A 20621-nucleotide genomic window follows, 5' to 3' on the forward strand; every position below is an offset into this window, starting at 1 on the left:
TAGCTCCTTTTGATATCAACTTTAAACTCCAAACAAAAAATCAGTGTTTCCGATCTCTGGACGATCTATTTTTTCAGAATAAAGATATATTTTATGTTCTTCACAGGGATAATCTTCCAGATCCCTTAATTCCATCAATTCATCCATTTGTTCATCTGTCAGAGTATCTCCGACCTCTGCAAAGTTAATTGCATAATGATAAGCATTCTCTCCATCATAAGCTCCGTATTGTCTTGCCAGAGACCTGACCGCATCTTTGTTAATGCTATCCTGTGTCTGGTATTTCCTGAGTTCGATCGAAATGTCTTCCCTGACATCTACGATGTCGTTCAGATTATCTCTTTGGATGTCAACAAGATCCGTTACTAAATTTCTCTGGGGCTCTTTCAGCAAAGTCAGCAATTCCTCTCCTTTGTCACCTGTTACAGTTTCATCGATCACATAGCCTGCTTTACCCATCGCAGGTGCGTCTTTCATGTAAAATGATCCAAAATATGTTGCATGGCGTTCGGGACAAAAATAAGTGTCTGCTTCAACCGAGCCTGCATACCAGGAAAACATCTCACTTGCGTATGTCATAACCAGAACATGTTCATCATGGGAAAGGCTCCGTTTATCCACCTGATCTTCCCTTGCTTCCCATGAATCAAAGCCTCCTTCGACCATTGAATCTAAGAATTTTATTTGTTCATCATCAAGGGATTTTATAATATTCCCAAACAATTCAGCTCTTTGCATGCTGATCTCTGCATCAATCAGATAAAGTTCTTCAGAGTATTCAATTACAGCTTCCTTACTTAACCCAGTGCTTCCAGACGGGATGTCATCTTCAAGCTGTTTCCTGAAAGCCACAAGCAATTGATACCGTTTGTAAGCATACTCATTTACAAGATCATTCTGTGATCCGGCAAGATCAATCATCTGCTGTTTTTGCTCTTCATTTAAGATAAAAAGTACATTGTTAGCACTGTTTGTCACAAAATCAGTATTATGGCCCATACCATCCGGAGTGTTATCTCTTAAATACTGATATCCAAAAAAATCCGCCACTTTCCCGGGAGGAAGGAAGGAATCAGCACAGGTATCTCCTGTAAAAAAAGCTAAAGCATCAAATGCAATCGTATTTTCCTGAGCTCTATCAGATATCGCCTGTTCAATATTGTACTGGCTATTCAACTCAGCAACTGGTTTGACATTCGGTTTGTTATCCAATTCCTTAACTGATTCATAATCCGATCCGGCTTCTTTTGAATCCAACATGAAAAAAGATACACTGACCAGAACTAATCCAAGGATCAATGTGGTGGCTATTTTTGTATTCATATTATCAGCTTCTTAGCACCAGAATTAATATGAGCTATTTACAATAGGTTATGAGAAATATACTACTATTTTTATATAGTTCTACCCGTGAACAAAAAAAGTAGAAAGATCACAGCCCTTTGAGCTTATTCTGTGTTCACAAAAAGCAAATTCAGAGTAAATCACAACCCTTGATATAATAGCAGCAAAATAAATAACATAAGACCCTACTAACCTGAAATGCCAGAATACTCCAATTACACTAACTCAGGCGTTCAGCAAGTCAGATCCAATCCTGCGCCATACACCAAAGGTGATTCTTTTTGTTAGATATTTCCTATGAAAATGTTGTTACTGCTACCGTTAACATATTGAAGAGTGCCGAAACTGTCCTTCCTCAGGATGTTGTGGATTCTCTGGAAGCTGCAAGGCAGAAAGAATCGTCACCTGTTGCAAAGGCACAACTGGAAGCCATACTCAAGAACATCGAGATTGCAAGGAAAAATGGCATACCTGTGTGTCAGGATACGGGAATACTTATCTTCTTTGTTGAGATCGGCAGGGAAGCCAGGCTTGAATTCAATCTTGAAGATGCAATAGTCGAAGGAGTAAGACAGGCAACTGAATCAATTCCCCTGCGTCCAAACGCAGTTGACCCTCTAAGCAGACATAACAGCAGCAATAATACCGGAGATGGAATACCTGACATCAAATACGAATTAAGGGACGGAAAAGGAATCAGGATCACTGTGGCACCAAAAGGAGCTGGCTCTGAGAACATGAGTTCTCTAAAAATGCTTAACCCCACAGAGACAGGAGATATTAAGCGATTCATCCTTGAAACTGTCTTGAATGCAGGAGGAAAGCCATGCCCGCCAATCGTTGTCGGTGTAGGCATCGGGGGTTCATTTGACAAAGCAGCAAGACTTGCAAAATCCGCCCTGCTGGAAAATATGGATAACATGGATAAATTTGAAAGCGAATTGCTTGATGACATTAATTCCCTTGGAATCGGGCCGATGGGACTTGGAGGAGATACCACCGCCCTTGCAGTGCATGTGAAGAAAGCATTCTGTCACACAGCTTCCCTTCCCGTGGCGGTGAATATCCAGTGCTGGGCCAACCGCCATGCATCTGTTACACTGGGAAGTGATGAATAATGGAGTACTATCTCAATACTCCTTTACAGAAAGAAGATATTGTCAGGCTGGACATCGGAGATGTTGTCTACCTTACGGGAACGATACTCACTGCCAGGGATGAAGCTCATGCACGCATACTTGAACTAACTGAAAAGGGAGAAGAAGTTCCCTTTGATCTAGAAGGTGCGGTTATTTACCATTGCGGACCCCTCATGCAGAATAAAGAAGAAAAATGGGAAGTTGTAGCAGCAGGTCCCACCACCAGCGCACGCATGTCAAAGATGACACCGCAACTTCTGGAAAAACATAAAGTACTTGCATTGATAGGAAAAGGTGGCATGGCAAATGTCACAGAAGCACTGAAAAACAGGTGTGTCTACCTTGCATTCACCGGAGGCTGTGCAGCCCTTGCTGCAGAGAACATAAAAGATGTCCAAACCGTCCACTGGCCGGACCTTGGAATGCCCGAAGCTGTCTGGGAACTTAAAGTCGAAAACTTCGGTCCTCTTATTGTAGGAATTGATACAAAATGCAATGACCTTTTTTCAAAAATAGAAGAAAAAGCCAGAGAAGTACTCTCCGACCTTGAGTCCTGAATCTTAATCAGGCTTTAAATCAGGAACGTGAAAACCATCCAGGCTACCATTGTCATAACAATGGAGTGCTTAAGTCCCCTGGAAACAGCACCTTCTCCCATCTGACCTGCAACAAGCCCACTCATGAAACCCTGGATTACTGCAGTATGCAACATAAGCCTTGTGTAATGAGCAGGATCAAATGAGCCGATGAACTGATTGCCTGCTCCTGCTGCTGAAGCGGCTTTACCGGCTTCTGCCATGGTTGGTACGAATGCTGATGTCAGCATTGCTATCACAAAGAGGAAGACAAAGAATGACATATAGATGATGACCACATAGACCATCATGTTTCCACGCCTTTCCTGTTCAAGCAGCTTCACTTCCCTTGCATCACGGGCTGCAGCTTCCAGTACAGATGAAACACGCCCTCCAGCCCTGCTTGCCTGCGTAATCAGGGAAACAGATCGAAGTATGATCGGAGTTGGTACCCTGTTGGCAAAATTCTTCAATGTCTGCTCAAAGGAAACACCCCATGACATTGACAGGTCCATTTTCTTGACTTCAGTAGTAAGAGCTCCGTATTCTCCTTTGGAAACCGTGTTAACTGACCTTGGAAGTGTCAGACCGGCCCGGCTCATTTCAGAGATGTCCCTCAGAAAAGTCGGCAGGTACTCCTCGGTCTTATCCGTATAACGGTACTTTTTTTGATAAGCAATTGCAGGAGGCGTAATAGTAATCAATGCAGTGAAGATGATAACATCATCAATTAGCGGTGTACCCCATGTAATGAACATTCCGAATATGAATACCAGTAAAGCAGCAGGAACGCTGAGAATAAATGCATATTCCGGATTTCTGAAGAGTGTAGTTCCCGGATCCTTGATAAACTCCTTCAAAATTGCATTTTTCCTTGCTTCATCCATTTTTTTGCCGACAACAGAGTCTTCAAGTTCACACAGCTCTTCCTCGGTAAGGCTCAAATAATCGTAAGGAAGGTCTTTTTTGAACAAATAATTGATATTCATATCAGGTCTCCGGGGTCATACTGCTTATTAGAACAATGTACATAATACTGCCAATCGGAATTATCGCATAGATTATCAGGTACAAGAAAATCATTTCTGCATTTCCCATGATTGACATAATGGATATAACGACTATCAGGAAAAGAGGGCCTGCCACAAAAGCAGTTACATAAGTTTCACCCAGGAGTCCCAGAGTTTCCAGAAACTCTTTCTGACGCTGCCTGTTTTCCATAAGGTACTGCTCAGTTTTTATCTGGAAATAGGTTTCAAGCTCTCCCCCGGAAGTTACAACGGTTATCGCTCCCTGAAGAAAATCCTGTAACATTGTAGAAGGAGTTGTCAGTGAAAGGTTTTTCATAGCTGTTACAAGATCAGTACCAAGCACTTCAAGGTCACGTACCAGATAACGATATTCTGTTGACACTTCACCATAAATAGGGTTATTTGCAAGAGACCTGAAAAGTTCAACAGGCTGCACACCTGCACCTGACATTGCAGACATGTAGTTTACAGCATAAGGAAGCATGATGTCAATTTTTCCCCTCCTTTCACTTGCCATCAGTACCGGATACATCAGGAATAAGCGATAGATTACAAGGAAAACTATTCCCATGACAAGGATGCCACCAATTATGGCAAACACAAAAGCCTTATACTCCAGATAGGGACCTGTCCATGCCGGAAACGTAAGCCTTGTCGCCCTGAAATCAGGAACCCCGATTAGCGAGATTAAAAAAACAAAGCTCATAAGAGAAACAATCGAGCCGAGTATGGAAGTTAGCAACGTACCCGAAAGATAGGTATCATACGAGATATCCATCCTGTTCTTTAACAGGTTATGACGAAGATTAAAATATTCTAACCTTTTCTGCGAGTAATATTCCCCGAATATGTTGAACGCAAAAGTAAAGTAGAGATTAGCCATAAAGATCCTGCCTTATAATTTTCATTATTTTTTCAGGTTCACGGTTGTATGTGACCACGATCTTTGCAAATTCCTTGAAGTGAACGATCTTTTTATCACGGGCCCACTCCAGAATATCCTGACGGCGTTTCAACTCTTCACGCACTCTTTCCTCAGTCCAGCCCCTGCTCTCCATAACACTTTCTACCACATAGGACCTTCCCGAATACTGGAACATATCCCTTGAAGCATCCCATGAGAATACATCATTGGTAAGCAATTCACCGGTTCGTGGGTCAACACCCACTATCTCTGTCAGCGTCTTACATCTTCTGACACGCTCCTCGCCAACCTTCACCTGGACCTGAATAGATACAAGGTCAAGTGCCTGGATCATAATCCTTGGAACATTGATCGGGGGGTTTTCCAGCCTGTGAACAACCGACTGTACAGAATCTGCATGCATTGTAGAGAATGTAGTGTGTCCTGTAGACATTGCCTGGAATAACACATAAGCCTCAGCTCCTCGAACCTCACCCACAAGAATATACTCTGGCCTCTGCCTCAGGGATGCCCTCAGCAGCTCATACATTTCGATAGAACCTTTTCCACCACCTGCAAAAGACTGTCTTGTAACACCGGGAATCCAGTTGGGGTGAGAAAGATTAAGTTCTCTTGTGTCCTCTATGGACACTATTTTCATTTCTGGCTGAATGAAAAGTGAAACAGCATTCATTGCAGTTGTCTTTCCTGACGCCGTACCACCTGCAAAAATAAGACTCTTGTTGGATTCAACTGCAAGCCAGAGATAAGCCATCATTGCGGTGGAGAATGTATGGAAGTCAATGAGATTAGTAGGGGTTATCGGATTATCTTTGAATCTTCTGATAGTAAAAGTACTTCCACGTGTGGTAATTTCCCTGCCCAAAGTTAGCTGGATACGTGAGCCGTCAGGCATTGTAGCATCCAGAAGTGGATTTGCTATAGAGACATGCCTGCCACATATTTGTGCAATCCTTATGGCAAAAGAATCCAGTTCATCATCACTTGTAAACTCTATACTGCTAGGAATAGAATTGTATTCCTTATGATAAATGTAAATAGGGGTATTCGGACCATCACAGGAAATATCCTCAAGATTATCATCCCTCATCAGAAGATCAATTTCACCATATCCAACGTAAGACCGAATCAGGTGATACATTATCCTTTCACGCTTTTTAGGAGATATATTGATCTGATACTCCCGAAGATATGACATTATGTTGCCACGCAGATAAATCTCAGCATTCTCCCTGGATATTTCCTTAAGGTTTATATCGAGGGTTTCTACGAACTTCAGTTTGATGGCATCAAGGAGTTCCTCTTCTTTCTCCGTAAGTATGGGCTCAAGTGCCTGGTACTGGAATTCGTGAGAGTCCGGATTATAGGCAATCCTTACATATGCATAAGGAGGATTCACCTCGTACAATTCTACTTCCTTATACGGACTATCTGCAGGGATAGTAAAATCAACAATCGGACCATGCTCAATCATATTGTAGGGATCATCGTTGATCTTTTTTCTTGCAAAAAGCTTGTTGATGCGATCTATGAGAGTCTCAGATTCTTCTTCATCTACATCTGTTTCTTCCTCAACGAGCTCTTCCGCAAATATCTCTTTTGCTACCTGCTCCCATTTGAATTCTAATTCTTCGGATACCTTATCTTCATATGCAGTATCCGATAAGGACGAATCTACCTTGCTTTTCAGTTCCTCAATAGTTACTACCTCATCAGAAGGAAGTATCAGGTCTGCAAGTTCATCCACAGATGAATCATCATCAACAAGAGGTACAGCTTCAGAGGTATTATCGTCAGCCAGACATTCCTCAGAATCACTTCCATAAGAAGAAAATTCTTGCGGCAAAAAAGAGCCACTTTCTCCTTCTGAAGGCGGATTTACAATTTTCTCCACCTGCATCTCTGCAGACAGTTCTTCTTCTATTCCTACATCATCTGATGGCAAACCTTCTTCAAAATTAGCTGAAGGTGCGGAAACCTCAATCCCCCAGTCATCTTCCGGAAAATCCGAAGAATCTTTTTTGCCACCTTTTTTTCTAAGTATCCCATCATTCATTATTACCAGCCCCAATCAACATCTGATCTCGAACCCGGGTACCGAGCAACTCATATTGTCCCTTGGAATGCACAATGACAGACCTCACTATCGTTTCATAGACAATAATGTTCTTTTGCTCTTCTTCTGATTGCTTTTTTCCTCAACAAATGTTTCAATAGCAGGAATCTTGATACCTGCAATTTCCGCAGAAAGCCTGTTAAAACCTACTGATACAGGAGAACCTGGATATTTAACCACCATCGGTGCCTTGAATGCAACCGAATTTTTAACATTGGGATCTTCAGGAAGATTTTCAAGGATTTTGAGACCCAGTGTGGTCTCAATACGCTCACTGCTCAGCTCATTACTTATTGCCCCGGTTCTGTTCACCATTGCCCCAAGGAACTGTTTATTCATAGAGTCTGAGATTGCCTTAACTTTCATTGCACCGGCAAGAGATGCAATGTCAGGATTCATGAGTTGTATAATCTCATCAGCAAGGGAGATTACCGACAGTGAGTTCTTGCTGATTCCCGTAGGAGAATCGATGAGTATAAAATCGAACTTTTCCCTGACACCTTCAATTACGTTTTTCAACTTACTGGAATCTGTATTCATGAAACTATGCAGAGACATACTTCCCGGCAATACTTTCATGTTGTTAGGTCCGTCGTAGATGGCGTCCTCGATATCAGCATCTCCAGAGAGAACATCATGTAGTGTTGCCTTTGTCTCAAGGCCAAGCATAAGTCCTACAGTAGGCATACCCAGATCCGCGTCAATGACAAGTGTCTTCTTTGCAAATCCAGCAAGAGCAGCTCCGATATTAATAGCAGCAGTGGTAGAGCCGGTACCACCTTTTCCCGATATGATAGAGTATATTTTTACGGTCATGAAACACCCCTGAGTCAAACTAGTATAATATAAATATATTTAGTTAAAAAACGTAGTATAAATATAAAAAGATATCTATAATAATTTGAATGTTGACTTTGGTAGGACCAAGCAATTTATAGGATAACACCAACAGAGCAGACTATGGATGAAAAAGAAATCAAACTCTTCATTTATCATGCAAGCCAGTGTGATCCCAAAAAATGCACAGGAAAGAAAATGGCCCGCTTCAAGCTTGTGAAGATGTTTGAAAGAGTGAACAAGATACCCAGAGAATCAATCTTATTGGATCCAATGGCGGAAAAAGCCCTGTCGCCACAAGATTCTACAGGAAAAGGGATCACTGTACTTGATTGTTCGTGGGAGCATGTAGAAGAGGTGTTTCCACAGCTTGTCAGGCTCAACCTACAGCATCGAGCACTTCCGTTTTTAGTTGCAGGCAATCCTGTGAACTTTGGAAAACCATTCAAACTTACATCAGCAGAAGCCTTTGCTGCGGCACTGTACATAATAGGCAATAAACAACAGGCACGAGCAGTAATGGGTAAATTCAACTGGGGACATACATTTTTAGAACTGAACCATGAACCGTTGGAAGAATATTCAGCCGCAAAGGATAGCAAAGAAATATTAAGAATACAAAGCGAGTACATTTAAGCTGATAGCCATACAAATTACTCAGGGTTAGAATCATGAAAATACAAATAGGAGTAATCGGTGCCAGCACTTGTGCTGCAGGCCTGCAGGTAAAGGCCGAAGAAGTGGGATACGAGATCGCAAAGAGGGGTGCCTTTTTGATATGTGGAGGACTCGGAGGAGTCATGGAAGCTTCTGCAAAAGGAGCAAAGAGAGCATGCGGCACAACCGTGGGAATCGTGCCAGGCTGTAGTCGACAGAGTGCGAATCCCTACATTGACATTGCCATTCTCAGCAACATGGGCCATGCAAGAAATGCTATCATTGCACAATCCTGTGATGCCCTGGTAGCTGTCGGAGGAGAATACGGAACCCTCTCAGAAATAGCCTTCTCCCTAAAAATGGGTAAAACAGTCGTAACCCTCGAATCAAAATGGGAAATCGAGGGTACGATTAAAGCAAGCTCCCCAAAAGAAGCCGTTGAACTCGCCTTGAATGCGGCAAGTTCGCTGTAACACATAGTCAGATCTCAATATCCAGCCCAATGGGACAATGGTCAGAACCCACAACATCCGATAGTATATAGGAATCGGATATATTTCCCATTGCATTCTCACTTGCGTAGAAATAATCGATCCTCCAGCCAACATTCCTTTCCCGAGCCCGCGTGCGCATGCTCCACCAGGTATATTGTTCGGGCCCCTTATGGAAGTGCCTGAAAGTGTCAACATAACCATGACTTAGCAACTTATCTATCCATTCCCTTTCCTCAGGAAGGAAACCTGAAATCTTTTCATTCTCTTTCGGACGTGCAAGATCTATTTCTTTGTGTGCAGTGTTAACATCCCCGCAAATAACCAGTTTTTTGCCCCTTCCCTTCAGGGTATCAGCATATTCCAGGAAGGCATCATAAAACTCCATCTTGTACTCCAGCCTTTCCTTCGATGCCTTACCATTGGGGAAGTAAATGTTGAACAATACAAAATCTCCGTAATCGACGATTTGAGTTCTTCCCTCACGATCAAACTTCTCAATACCAAATCCACACTTGATATTCTCAGGTTCCAGTTTACTATAAATTGCAACACCACTGTAACCTTTTTTCTCTGCGGATGCAAAATAACTGTTATAGCCTTCAACCTCCAGCAGTTCACTGTTCAGCTGTTCCCTCTGGGCCTTTGTCTCCTGAATGCACAGAATATCGGGCTGCTCTTTCTTTAGCCACTCCAGAAAACCTTTCTTTTGAACTGCACGGATGCCATTGACATTCCAAGAGATTATCCTGATCTTTTTCATCATCATACCTGCATGAATTTTTTTTAGTTATTGGGAATCACACATCTAATTAAGTTTGCCCTGTTGGATATCAAACATTCTCCAGAGAGGCTACGCATCAAGATACTTACTTATGCTAGTGAAATCCCCAAAACTATATAGAATTATATATCCTCTGATAAAAAGAGTTAAATAACAATAATTATTACTTAGTATTGCATGTCAAATGACATTTGCTAACTAAAAGCAAAACCATTATAAACCTGGACAAACACAAAAAAAGACATGAGAGAAATGGAATCAAAAGACATCAAGTACACAAACCAGAGGATTGAGATCCTGGATTTCCTTAAGAAATTCGACGGTCATCCGACTGTAGATGATGTCTATGAAGGAGTACGGAAAAAACTGACAAGAATAAGTAAAGCCACTGTTTATAAGAACCTCAGGTTCCTGGCAGAAAAGGGTCTTGTCAAGGAGGTGAATATTAAGGGGGTTTCAAGATTTGAGGCAAACCTCATACCGCATCATCATATCATTTGCATTGGGTGCGGAAAGATATCCGATTACGAATCGGAGAAACTAACGGAATATTCCCTGAAAATAGCAGGGGAAATAGAGGATTTCGAAGTGGAGACAACAGATACGAATTTCTATGGAATATGTAAAAAATGTACGGAGGATTAGATATGGAAGACATTGTAACAATGCCACTTATCGGCGATGATGCGCCATCATTCAAAGCACAGACAACCAACGGGGAGATCAATTTCCCGGCAGACTATAAAGGCAAATGGGTAATCCTGTTCAGCCATCCTGCAGATTTCACTCCGGTGTGTACCACCGAGTTCATGACATTTGCAAGTATGCAGGATGAATTCAAAGAAATGAACTGTGAGCTGATCGGACTGTCCATTGACAGCATATATGCCCACATAGCCTGGTTGAGAACAATAAAAGAGAAGATAGAGTACAAGGGAATGAAAGGAGTAGAGATAACTTTCCCTGTCATAGCTGATCTCAAAATGGATGTAGCAAAGAAATTCGGCATGGTTCAGCCCAATGCCTCAGACACACAGGCTGTCAGGGCAGTTTTCATAATGGACCCGAAGGCCAAGATCAGGGCAATACTTTACTATCCGCTTTCTAACGGAAGGAATATGGATGAAATCAAGAGGTTGCTGCAGGCCATGCAAAAATCAGATGCTGAAAACATTGCAACTCCTGCCAGCTGGCAACCCGGAGAGGATGTCATAATCCCACCACCTGGCTCATGTGGAACCGCAAAGGAAAGAGTGGAGTCAGAGGAAGAGGGAAAATACTGCCTTGACTGGTTTATGTGCTTCAGGAAACAGTCATAATTAACCTATATCCTAAAATTCACAGGTGACAAAATGGGAACAAAAGGAGTACAACTGCTTGAAGCACTCGGTGTAGATGTCAACGGATTGATCGAATCCTTAAATAAGGCACTTGCTGATGAGTGGCTTGCTTACTACCAATACTGGGTAGGCGCAAAGGTAATTAAAGGACCTATGAAAGAAGAGGCTGCTGCTGAACTCATTCAGCATGCAACAGATGAACTGAGACATGCCGACATGCTTGCGACAAGGATCTTACAGCTTGGCGGAACCCCGATCCTTTCCCCGTATAACTGGGAAAAGATGACGAATTGTGGGTATGATGCTCCAACAGATCCTTTCGTTAAAAGGGTCCTTGAGCAGAATATCAAGGGAGAGCAGTGCGCCATCCAGACCTACAATTCAATATTAAGCATGGTCAAAGATAAGGATCCTATAACCTACAATATAGTACTCCAGATCCTTACCGACGAAATAGAGCATGAAGATGATCTTCAGGCAGTTCTTGAAGACATCGAGCTCATCCAAAAAAAATAAGCAGGAGTGGTCTTATCCTGGCATTCCCTGTGCTTAAAGCAGCGCAGGGGATGCATCTATCTTTTTTAAATGCATGAATAGGTACCACGTACCAGCGATGCATACTATTTTTACTCAGCCTGCAGTCCTGCATGGTTAATAGTAGACATTTTCTAAAATTAATCTCTTTCATAATCAAGTAGCAGCATTTCACCCGAATGTGCATCTAACCATGCTGTAGCAGGAGAGTCATCATATGCAAATGTTGAATCTTTAAACCTGATTCTCCATACCAAATGCATTTTAGCATCATTGTCTTCTTTCCAAGATAACATCAATGAAATCACTTCAACTGTATCTGCTTTTTCTTTACCTATATAAGGCGCATTTATCATATACTCTTTGAGAAGTTCAACAGCTTCAACATCCAAAATGCTTGGTTCCGTGTCAATTAGTTCTGTCTCATCTTCATCTACAGACCAGGTTTTGCGATAACTTGAAACTTCACCGGTTTCTGAATTGACTCTTAACTGTATCCCATCTAGAGATTGAATTCCCCGGATAATTCTACTGTAACTAATTTTGTAGTAGCCAGGCAAGTCAGCGGCGGCAGGTTCTCTATATTTTATGTCCTCAAGCTTAACGTCATTTAATATTTCAGTTGAGACCTTGGATTGAAGATATTGCTCTGAAATTTCCAAAGCTTCTTTCTCACTTACATTATGCTTAGGAGAAAATACATTCCCCATAAAAGAAATTATCACAACTATTGTAAATATTAATATAAGGATTATTATACGTGTTTTGTCTGCATTCACATAACTTCCTCGTAAAAGTAACATTAATACATGTATGTTTAACTATTGCAGGAATGAAATTTTACATATAATCTAAATACATTCCTTCTGGAAAATTGCATAAACTAAAAAAAAATGAAGGGTTAGGACCCTTCCAAACTGATGTCTTAATCCCTCTCATAATCAAATAGTATTACATTTCCTGAATGTGCGTCAATCCAAGCTGATGCCGAAGAACTGTCATCTGCTACAAAAGTCGAATCTTGGAATTGTATTCTCCATGCTAAATGAATTTCATCATTATCCTCTTTCCAAGATAACATAGATGAAGTAACATTAACAGTTTCTGCCTTTTCTTCTCCTATCTGCGGAATATTGCTCATATATTTTTTAAGTATCTCTACAGATTCCTCATTTGTAATACTTGGTTTTGTATCAACAAGTGTCACCTTATCCGAATCAATGGACCATGTTTTACGATAGGTTGAAACTTCACCGGTTTCTGCATTAACTCTTATTTGTATTCCATCAAGAGAATGTATTCCATTAATAAGTCTAGCATAATCTACTTTATAGACTCCAGCTAAATCAGCAGCAACTGGCTCTCTGTAATTTACCTTTTCAAGCTCAATAGTATCTATCAATTCATTTGATACTTTGGATTGAACATATTCTTCTGCTATGCTTAAGGCTTCTTTTTCACTTATCTTGTCAACGCCTCGTACACTCTTTGATCCATCATAAACAAAAACTAATTCCCCATTAGATGCGTCAATTCCCATGACAATACTCTTTTCATTAATTGTTTTTGCACTTACTTGCCAGATCACTCCAAATTTATCCTTATCAATTAGTTCCCCATCAATAGATTCCGAAATTATTTCCGGATTCTCAGAAAGCAAATTTGCTTTTACATCTTCAAGAGTAATATCTACATTCATAGTTGATTGATCGAGATATTTTGTTTGTTTCACATCTTCTTTTGTAAATATTGTGGCCCCTTCTTCAGAAGCAAAAGCTACGAATATTGCACTTGACAGTAGCAAACCAAGTATAAGAACTCGCATTATTTTCATAAAATTCCTCCTTAAGTCCTTAAGCACAGATTTGAATTACCTATGAACCTATTATCTGCAACATCCGTTGCATCACCAAATTCATCTTCAACTTCATCTTCTGCGTATCTAGCTGCCTGGGAAACGTCAACGTTTGTGAATGTGCCCAAGTCAAAGAATGCTGCATAAAATCGAGCATTATGCAGAGTAAAAACAGTATCTTTGTATCCAAAAAAAGTATCAAAGCCTTCATCAATAAACTCATTGCCTAGGTCAGTATACTTTGCACTTTTACATGCTCCTGCAAATATGAATCCTCCATTCCGCTGATCCATCCAGCTGTTTACATCAGAGTCATATAATTTACTATCATCTTTAAAACATAGATAGCTTGATAACAAAGATGTTCCCCCATGTGTATGAATCAAAACAACATTCACGTCTGTCGTATCATCGAGAAGATCAATTCCATTTATGAAATCATAGTCGCTTAAGGTTCCAGACTGATAGTCTGATATTATTGAAATATCAGATATCAAAAAAAGATCATTCTTGACTTCACCAAATCTTGCATCAATATAGTTGTTTGTACTGGCACTTGTATCACCAAACTGTGTGCGACTTCGATCCAACATGGCATCAGGGGTGGAAGCTGCCGGTGCAACAAGCATCAACAACAAAAAAAAAATAGTTGCACATTTCAATGTTATTGTTTGTGTTTTCATTCTTTCTTACCTCTTTTCGTTAATATCAAGGCAAGATGCGTAAACTTTAAAATATCAAAGTTATCCATGCTCTTGCCTCAAGGCTTACCGGATTCAAGCCTACTTTGCAATTGTTATTTGAATCCAATAACATATATTTACAATGTTATTTTTTCAGTTTTAGTATTTATTCATTATGGCCATAAACGCAACAACACTTATACTGAATTTCCACAAAGTACTGAATAGCAGTATCTTAGTTTCAATTAAAAATCATAAAAACACATACTAGTGCCATTGAAAAGTGACTTATTTATAAGCAACATTCAAAAAGAACCCCATGATCTGATCCCAGATTCTTCTCAACTCCATCCTTTTAACCTAGTCCATGCGAACAAACGTAAACCACCATAATAATCCAGAATATCACCAGTCTGCCCCGATTATTAAAAAAATTCGTTGGTGGCCTTGAAATTTTGAATGAATTTTCCCCAACATTCTGTAATAATTCCTTAAATCAACCTGCAAAACCTGAAATTGTTAATTCAATGCCTGATCTTCACAACTGTACACAAATCTAATTAATTTATTTTGATTGCGATAGATATATTTATCAGGATGTTTTTTAAAATAAAATGTTGAAAAGCCACATAATACAATAATTTTTATTATGTCTTGGCCTGAAAAATCTTCTATTATTCATTTCACGAGGGACTTTGGAGATAACATGCATCTCATCATAGCAGAAAAACACATTGCAGCAAAAAGGATAGCAAATATCCTTGCTCCTAAGAAGCTGAAACAGGTACGTGTTAGCGGGGTTGACACTTACGAGTTTGGCTCGGAAGAAGATAAAAAGATATTCATCGGACTTAGCGGACACATTGTGAAACTCGACTTTCCGAAAGCCTATAACAACTGGCAGAAAGTGGAGTCTAAAGAGCTCATAGATGCTGAGATCATTACTGCATCCACACAGGTTAAGATCGTATCAGCTCTCAAGAAGCTTGGAAAACAGGCTACGCAAGTAACCATAGCTACTGACTACGACAGGGAAGGAGAACTTATAGGAGTCGAGGCTCTTGAGATATTAAAAAATGTCAATTCCGAACTCAAGTTTGACCGTGTACATTACAGTGCCATCACTCCTAAGGAGATAGAGGAAGCATTCTCAAACTCGACAAAAATAGATTTCAATCTGGCTGATGCAGGTCACTCTAGACAGGTTATCGATCTTGTATGGGGTGCTTCACTGACGCGCTATATTTCTCTTGCTGCCGGACGTCTTGGGAACATGTTCCTTTCCGTGGGAAGAGTACAATCACCCACACTTGCCCTTATAGTTGAACGGGAAAAAGAAAGAGAGGCGTTTGTGCCTAAACCTTACTGGGAACTTTCTGCAAACCTGGAAACTGCAAAAGGAGAAACATTCCAGGTCGAGCACAAAACCAGTCGTTTCTGGAATAAGGAAGAAGTAGACGAGATACTTCAGAAGTTAGGAGACCTGGCTACCGTTTCGAGTATTACCACATCTACAAAAACAGACAAGCCACCCACTCCATTCAATACCACTGAATTTATCAGTGCGGCAAGTTCTATCGGATTTACGGCCGCAAATGCAATGCGGATCGCTGAATCACTTTATATGAATGGTTTTATCTCCTACCCCAGGACCGACAATACGGTGTATCCCGAAAGCATTGATATGAGGACACAGATTGAGGTATTCAGCAAGGGGCCTTTTAAGGAATATGCTAAGAAACTACTTGAGCAAAAAGAACTCAAACCAACACGGGGTAAAAAAGAAACAACAGATCACCCGCCTATTTACCCTGCATCCCTGGCGAAGAAGTCAGAACTAAACGAGCAGGAATGGAAAGTCTATGAACTAGTTGTCAGACGTTTCTTTGCTACCTTTGCCGAACCTGCACAGTGGCAGACAATAAAGGCAAGGTTTGATATCGACTCTGAAGAATTCAAGGCCAACGGTGCACGACTTGTAGTTCCGGGATGGAGATGGTACTATCATTACAATGCACCTGAAGACAGGTTGCTTCCAGAACTTCAGGAAGGAGATGAACTCAAAGTCCTAAATAAAGAAGTTCAGGCCAAAGAAACACAACCTCCAGGAAGATACGGACAGGGCAGACTCATACGCATCATGGAAGAGCTCGGACTTGGTACAAAAGCGACCCGACACGAGATAATAAGCAAATTATATTCCAGGGCATATATCCACGGAAATCCCCTCCAGCCTACAAAGACTGCCTATGCGGTTGTTGAGGCACTGGAGAAATTTGCTCCCACGATCTCAAAGCATGACATGACCAGCAAGCTGGAAGTCGATATGGACAGGATAGCCGAAGGTGAGATCCCGGAGGAAGAAGTCCTGAGTGAGTCGCGTGAGATGCTATTCTCTATTTTTAAAGAACTTGAGGACAATAAGGAAAATGTCAGCGAAGCGCTCCGGGCAGGCCTGAGAGAAGATAAAATCATCGGCAAATGTCCTGACTGTGGTTCCAACCTGATGGTAATGCGGTCCAGGAAAGGTTCCAGATTCATCGGGTGCGAAGGATACCCTGACTGTAATTTCGCATTACCCCTACCAAGAGGAGGTAAAGTCATTGTTACGGATAAAATATGCGAGGATCATGACCTTTACCATATCACCATTATCAATTCGGGAAAGAGGCCGTGGAAACTAGGATGTCCCCAATGCAATTTCGAGGAATGGCAAAAAACCCAGGAAGAAGAGAAAAAGAACAATAATGGCAAGATCAAACCTAAGAAGATAACCGATATATCGGGAATTGGCAAGGTAACCGCAGAAAAGCTTGAGGGCGCGGGAGTATCCGATGTCAATGATCTTGTAGCAGTTGATGCATTTGAACTGGCGAAAACCACGAATATTCCTGTCAAAAAAATCAGAAGCTGGCAGGATGCTATTGCCTGAAAGGCAAAAAAGGTGATTGAGCTGAACTTAAAATTCAAAGGTGCTTCAAGGGAAGTAGGGCGTTCGGCAGTCCTCGTCGACGACAGGATCATGCTGGATTACGGTCTAAAACCGGGAGAAAAAATCGAATACCCTCTCAATGGTTCAAGGCCTGAGGCTGTACTTGTATCGCATGCACATCTTGATCATGCAGGAGCTGTTCCCAATCTTATGGATATAGCACCTGAAGTCTTCATGACACCCATGACATTCGAACTTGCAAGTATGCTTGCCCGGGACACTTTGAAGATTGCAGATAAGAAAGGAGAAGATGCCGCATTTAACAGTATGGACCTTTCCCGTTTCATGGAAAGGACAAACGCGATAGATCCTGGTGTTGAATTCCATACACATGGATACAAGGCACAGTTCTTTGACGCCGGCCATATACCAGGTGCTGCTTCCATATATCTTGAAGGAAAGGATTCAAAAAGCCTGTTCTATACAGGCGATATAAACACCCTGGACACCAGACTGGTTTCCGGTGCAACGGATTTTCCAGATGCAAATTCCCTGCTTATCGAAAGTACCTACTTCGGAGAAGATCACCCTCCAAGAAAAGAGATCGAAAAAGCATTCATAGACTCTTTAAGAGACACACTTGACATCGGCGGCAATGTGATCATCCCTGCCTTTGCAATCGGAAGAACTCAGGAGATACTCATGCTTCTCGATGCACACGGCATCAGGGCATATGTTGACGGAATGGGTGTTTCCGCTTACAAGCTAATGATGAAATATCCGCACTGCCTGCGCAATCCTACACACCTGAAAAGAGCCTTTAGTCACGCAACTACAGTAAACGGCAGCAATAGAGGAAAGGTACCCCTGGATTCCTCAGTAATAGTTACGACAGCCGGGATGTTGAACGGGGGACCTGTAATGTATTACCTTAAAAAGGTCTTCAAAGACCCTAAATCCAAGATACTGATCACAGGTTACCAGGTCGAGGGAACAAATGGAAGATTAGCTGTCGATAACGGAATCATAGATAACGATGGCATAATCCAGCAGCTCGGGATAAAGGTAGAACAATATGATTTCTCGGCTCATTGCGGAGACAAGGAACTGAAAGAAATAGTATCCGATTTCTGTGACAGGGGCACCGAAAATGTCTTTACCATGCATGGAGACGACACAGAAAACTTTGCCGAATGGATAAGAACAGAAATAGGCGTAGATGCGTATGCACCAGAACTCGGTGATGAATTCACAGTATAAGGTTCAGGCACGTATCATCTTGTTGTTTTCTTTTTTGGCTTCTTCCATGGCAATCCCGAGATACTCCACAGCTTCGGCATGTTCAGGGTCGATTTTGAGAACTTTTGAAAAGCACTCAGCAGCATCCTTATAGAGACCGATACCGAAATAGACGAGTCCTTTTTTATTCCAGACAATAGCGAACTTATTGTCAAGTTCTATTTCTTTGTGGACCTTGCTGTAACAGTTTATTGCCTCACTGTGGTTTCCCATGTACTCAAGAACATCACCCATGTTTATCCATGCATTATCATTTCTGGGATCAATTGAGAGAATCCTGTTGTAGCACTTGATTGCCTCTTCAAATCTCCCCAGGTGAAAAAGAGCGACTCCCATATTGTACCAAACATCAGCATCATTCTTGTTGAACTTAAGAGAGCTCTCAAAACATTCCAGTGATTCACGATACATTCCCATAAAAGAATATGCAATACCTTTATTGTTCCACACGAGTGCGATGGCCTCGCGGCTCCATAATTTTGGATTCAAGGTTTTACAATTAAGTATGAGATCAAAATATTCTATTTTTTCTTCCGGATCTTCGGCTTCAAAAGCCAGTTTGAACCACTCTTCGGGGGTATCGTTTTCCATCCCGCCAACCAACTCCGAGATTACGATATGAATGAATAAATATGCTCATTAAAGAACATGTTAATATTATTGCAGGATTTTAGTGTATATAAGCTTATTGACATATAGAAATCAGTTACCCACTAACAAGCCTACTCAGAGACATTCTTTGCATATATAATCAGGAACAACAAGTACCTGCTGTCAGCAACTAACCTGGCAGTCAATAAAGAATTTACGCCAACCAATCCATCTGTATGATATAACGAAATATATTTTATATGATATAAGCTTTAGGACATTATACTTGCAAAAAAAATTATTTCATGAGATATTGGCCTGGTCCGGCAATTTTCTTATGTCATCCACATGCATTATCTTGTTCGCATCAATACCCACAAGACACATATTTTTCTTGTCCATCGCCCATATCCGATGCTTAGCTTCAATATCTAACGGTATCTTTTCAGAGGGAAGACTATTGATATCCAGGCCACATGAATCAAAGCCAGGGAAATCATCAGGATTTAGTTCCATGATACTAATAGCTTTTTTCATATCCGCAAAAAGAACGTTAATATCCTCCTTATCCCAGTGCCTGATCCTTGCACATATCTCAGGTAAGAGGACTTTAGCTACATCTGTATTAGCAAGGATTTTGTTCGACAGGCAGATTGATGCGTTATCGTATCTTATTTCATTATTCGGCCCCCTGAAGCAGAAAATACCTTCGCTAACCATCTTTTTTAGATCTAGTGAATCTTTTGATTCATAAATTGCATTCCTGACAGTACCAATATCAAAACAATATGCCTCTGCAATCCTTTTGATCGCCTTTTCTATTACTATATTGTCATCCATATTACTTTGTCTCCGCAAGATTAACCGGTCCTGTTTCGCTCAAGCGCATCCATATCCCCGGGTGTGTTAATATTTGTGAATGTCATAATTCCTTTGTCTATCGTAGTTATTTCCTCACTTTCAAGGAACAGAACGTCATCAAGTCTGGAAACCGGAGACATCACGGACAAATTGCCTTCCCTGAGTGAGTTCTCTATGGCAGCGAGCATGGGCTTTCTCCTGTAAACTGCATGTAATGGTTCCTTTTGTTCGGATGTATTAACAGGGATTACTGCATCATGGTCTTCACACATATCGAACAATAATTCCACGACTTCACCATTGAGATAAGGCATGTCACATGCTGCAACAAAAATATAATCATATGATGCTTTTTTAAATCCTTCAAGCATGCCTGCAAGAGGACCCACATTCCTGAGTATATCAACAACTGTTTCTCTTCCGTGAGTATACTCTTCAAATAACAAAAGCTGTTTTTCATCTCTGAAAGAAATGATTACCTCATCACTGACCCTGTCCAGTACCTTCAGAGTATTTTCAATGAAAGTTCCATCCTTTAAAGGAAGCAACGCTTTTTCATATCCATTGAGCCTTGTCCCGAGACCTCCCGCCAGCAAAAGTGAAGACTTTTTCATAACTAGAACTCCC

The 20621-nt window shown here is 41.1% G+C and carries 21 protein-coding genes; 9 read left to right on the forward strand and 12 right to left on the reverse strand.

Translation table 11 applies throughout. The features are described 5' to 3' along the window. Positions 1 to 21 precede the first annotated feature (21 nt). Positions 22 to 1323 (reverse strand): hypothetical protein, encoded by a 1302-nt coding sequence (locus V7O62_RS04585; protein WP_406657840.1) that lies wholly within the window; start codon positions 1321 to 1323, stop codon positions 22 to 24. Positions 1324 to 1625: 302 nt separating this feature from the next. Here V7O62_RS04585 and V7O62_RS04590 point away from each other — a divergent pair, with 302 nt between their 5' ends. After that, positions 1626 to 2462, forward strand: a complete 837-nt coding sequence (locus tag V7O62_RS04590; protein WP_406657841.1) for a fumarate hydratase — start codon at positions 1626 to 1628, stop codon at positions 2460 to 2462. After that, positions 2462 to 3040, forward strand: coding sequence for a FumA C-terminus/TtdB family hydratase beta subunit (locus V7O62_RS04595; RefSeq protein WP_406657842.1), 579 nt, complete (start codon positions 2462 to 2464; stop codon positions 3038 to 3040). The genes V7O62_RS04590 and V7O62_RS04595 overlap by 1 nt, the downstream gene beginning before the upstream one ends. A gap of 14 nt (positions 3041 to 3054) precedes the next feature. On the opposite strand, the gene V7O62_RS04600 is transcribed toward V7O62_RS04595, so the two are convergent. From V7O62_RS04600 to minD, 4 genes are all read right to left on the reverse strand, one after another. Next, the gene (locus V7O62_RS04600) at positions 3055 to 4047 is read right to left on the reverse strand and encodes a type II secretion system F family protein (RefSeq protein ID WP_406657843.1); all 993 of its coding nucleotides are present in this window, start codon (positions 4045 to 4047) and stop codon (positions 3055 to 3057) included. A 1-nt stretch (position 4048) separates the two neighbouring features. After that, positions 4049 to 4972: a type II secretion system F family protein gene (locus V7O62_RS04605; RefSeq protein WP_406657844.1), complete on the reverse strand. Its 924-nt coding sequence runs from the start codon at positions 4970 to 4972 to the stop codon at positions 4049 to 4051. After that, positions 4965 to 7070: a type II/IV secretion system ATPase subunit gene (locus V7O62_RS04610; protein WP_406657845.1), complete on the reverse strand. Its 2106-nt coding sequence runs from the start codon at positions 7068 to 7070 to the stop codon at positions 4965 to 4967. Before V7O62_RS04610 ends, V7O62_RS04605 begins: the two co-directional genes overlap by 8 nt. A gap of 87 nt (positions 7071 to 7157) precedes the next feature. Beyond that, on the reverse strand, positions 7158 to 7946 hold the full coding sequence (gene minD / locus V7O62_RS04615) for a cell division ATPase MinD (RefSeq protein ID WP_406657846.1): 789 nt from the start codon (positions 7944 to 7946) through the stop codon (positions 7158 to 7160). A gap of 144 nt (positions 7947 to 8090) precedes the next feature. Here minD and V7O62_RS04620 point away from each other — a divergent pair, with 144 nt between their 5' ends. Both V7O62_RS04620 and V7O62_RS04625 read left to right on the forward strand, forming a co-directional pair. Beyond that, positions 8091 to 8603, forward strand: a complete 513-nt coding sequence (locus tag V7O62_RS04620) for a DUF367 family protein (RefSeq protein ID WP_406657847.1) — start codon at positions 8091 to 8093, stop codon at positions 8601 to 8603. Between the two features lie 35 nt (positions 8604 to 8638). Then, a complete protein-coding gene (locus V7O62_RS04625) occupies positions 8639 to 9097 on the forward strand; it encodes a TIGR00725 family protein (protein ID WP_406657848.1) in 459 nt (152 codons plus the stop codon). Positions 9098 to 9104: 7 nt separating this feature from the next. Here V7O62_RS04625 and V7O62_RS04630 read toward each other — a convergent pair whose 3' ends face one another. After that, a complete protein-coding gene (locus tag V7O62_RS04630) occupies positions 9105 to 9881 on the reverse strand; it encodes an exodeoxyribonuclease III (protein ID WP_406658338.1) in 777 nt (258 codons plus the stop codon). Positions 9882 to 10142: 261 nt separating this feature from the next. On the opposite strand from V7O62_RS04630, the gene V7O62_RS04635 reads away from it, so the two are divergent. Genes V7O62_RS04635 through V7O62_RS04645 form a run of 3 tightly spaced genes read left to right on the forward strand, consistent with a single transcriptional unit; the run spans position 10143 to position 11755 of the window. Continuing rightward, positions 10143 to 10544 carry a Fur family transcriptional regulator gene (locus V7O62_RS04635; protein WP_406657849.1) on the forward strand — a complete coding sequence of 134 codons (402 nt, stop codon included), beginning with the start codon at positions 10143 to 10145 and terminating at the stop codon, positions 10542 to 10544. 20 nt (positions 10545 to 10564) lie between these two features. Further along, a complete protein-coding gene (locus V7O62_RS04640) occupies positions 10565 to 11218 on the forward strand; it encodes a peroxiredoxin (protein ID WP_406658339.1) in 654 nt (217 codons plus the stop codon). Positions 11219 to 11251: 33 nt separating this feature from the next. Then, positions 11252 to 11755 carry a ferritin-like domain-containing protein gene (locus V7O62_RS04645; RefSeq protein ID WP_406657850.1) on the forward strand — a complete coding sequence of 168 codons (504 nt, stop codon included), beginning with the start codon at positions 11252 to 11254 and terminating at the stop codon, positions 11753 to 11755. Between the two features lie 158 nt (positions 11756 to 11913). Here V7O62_RS04645 and V7O62_RS04650 read toward each other — a convergent pair whose 3' ends face one another. The 3 genes from V7O62_RS04650 to V7O62_RS04660 form a co-directional block, all read right to left on the reverse strand. Next, positions 11914 to 12552, reverse strand: a complete 639-nt coding sequence (locus V7O62_RS04650; protein ID WP_406657851.1) for a hypothetical protein — start codon at positions 12550 to 12552, stop codon at positions 11914 to 11916. Positions 12553 to 12698: 146 nt separating this feature from the next. After that, the gene (locus V7O62_RS04655; protein ID WP_406657852.1) at positions 12699 to 13607 is read right to left on the reverse strand and encodes a YcdB/YcdC domain-containing protein; all 909 of its coding nucleotides are present in this window, start codon (positions 13605 to 13607) and stop codon (positions 12699 to 12701) included. An 11-nt stretch (positions 13608 to 13618) separates the two neighbouring features. Continuing rightward, the gene (locus V7O62_RS04660) at positions 13619 to 14311 is read right to left on the reverse strand and encodes a hypothetical protein (RefSeq protein WP_406657853.1); all 693 of its coding nucleotides are present in this window, start codon (positions 14309 to 14311) and stop codon (positions 13619 to 13621) included. A 706-nt stretch (positions 14312 to 15017) separates the two neighbouring features. On the opposite strand from V7O62_RS04660, the gene V7O62_RS04665 reads away from it, so the two are divergent. Both V7O62_RS04665 and V7O62_RS04670 read left to right on the forward strand, forming a co-directional pair. Next, complete coding sequence (locus V7O62_RS04665) at positions 15018 to 17243, forward strand: DNA topoisomerase I (protein ID WP_406657854.1); 2226 nt, start codon at positions 15018 to 15020, stop codon at positions 17241 to 17243. Positions 17244 to 17264: 21 nt separating this feature from the next. Continuing rightward, positions 17265 to 18503 carry an MBL fold metallo-hydrolase gene (locus tag V7O62_RS04670; RefSeq protein ID WP_406658340.1) on the forward strand — a complete coding sequence of 413 codons (1239 nt, stop codon included), beginning with the start codon at positions 17265 to 17267 and terminating at the stop codon, positions 18501 to 18503. Between the two features lie 3 nt (positions 18504 to 18506). Here V7O62_RS04670 and V7O62_RS04675 read toward each other — a convergent pair whose 3' ends face one another. From V7O62_RS04675 to V7O62_RS04685, 3 genes are all read right to left on the reverse strand, one after another. Beyond that, the gene (locus V7O62_RS04675) at positions 18507 to 19133 is read right to left on the reverse strand and encodes a tetratricopeptide repeat protein (protein WP_406657855.1); all 627 of its coding nucleotides are present in this window, start codon (positions 19131 to 19133) and stop codon (positions 18507 to 18509) included. 303 nt (positions 19134 to 19436) lie between these two features. Next, positions 19437 to 19973, reverse strand: coding sequence for a hypothetical protein (locus V7O62_RS04680; protein ID WP_406657856.1), 537 nt, complete (start codon positions 19971 to 19973; stop codon positions 19437 to 19439). A 20-nt stretch (positions 19974 to 19993) separates the two neighbouring features. Continuing rightward, on the reverse strand, positions 19994 to 20608 hold the full coding sequence (locus V7O62_RS04685) for a molybdenum cofactor guanylyltransferase (protein WP_406657857.1): 615 nt from the start codon (positions 20606 to 20608) through the stop codon (positions 19994 to 19996). Positions 20609 to 20621 lie beyond the last annotated feature (13 nt).

The sequence above is a fragment of the Methanolobus sp. ZRKC2 genome, from assembly GCF_045291185.1.
GTDB lineage: Archaea > Halobacteriota > Methanosarcinia > Methanosarcinales > Methanosarcinaceae > Methanolobus.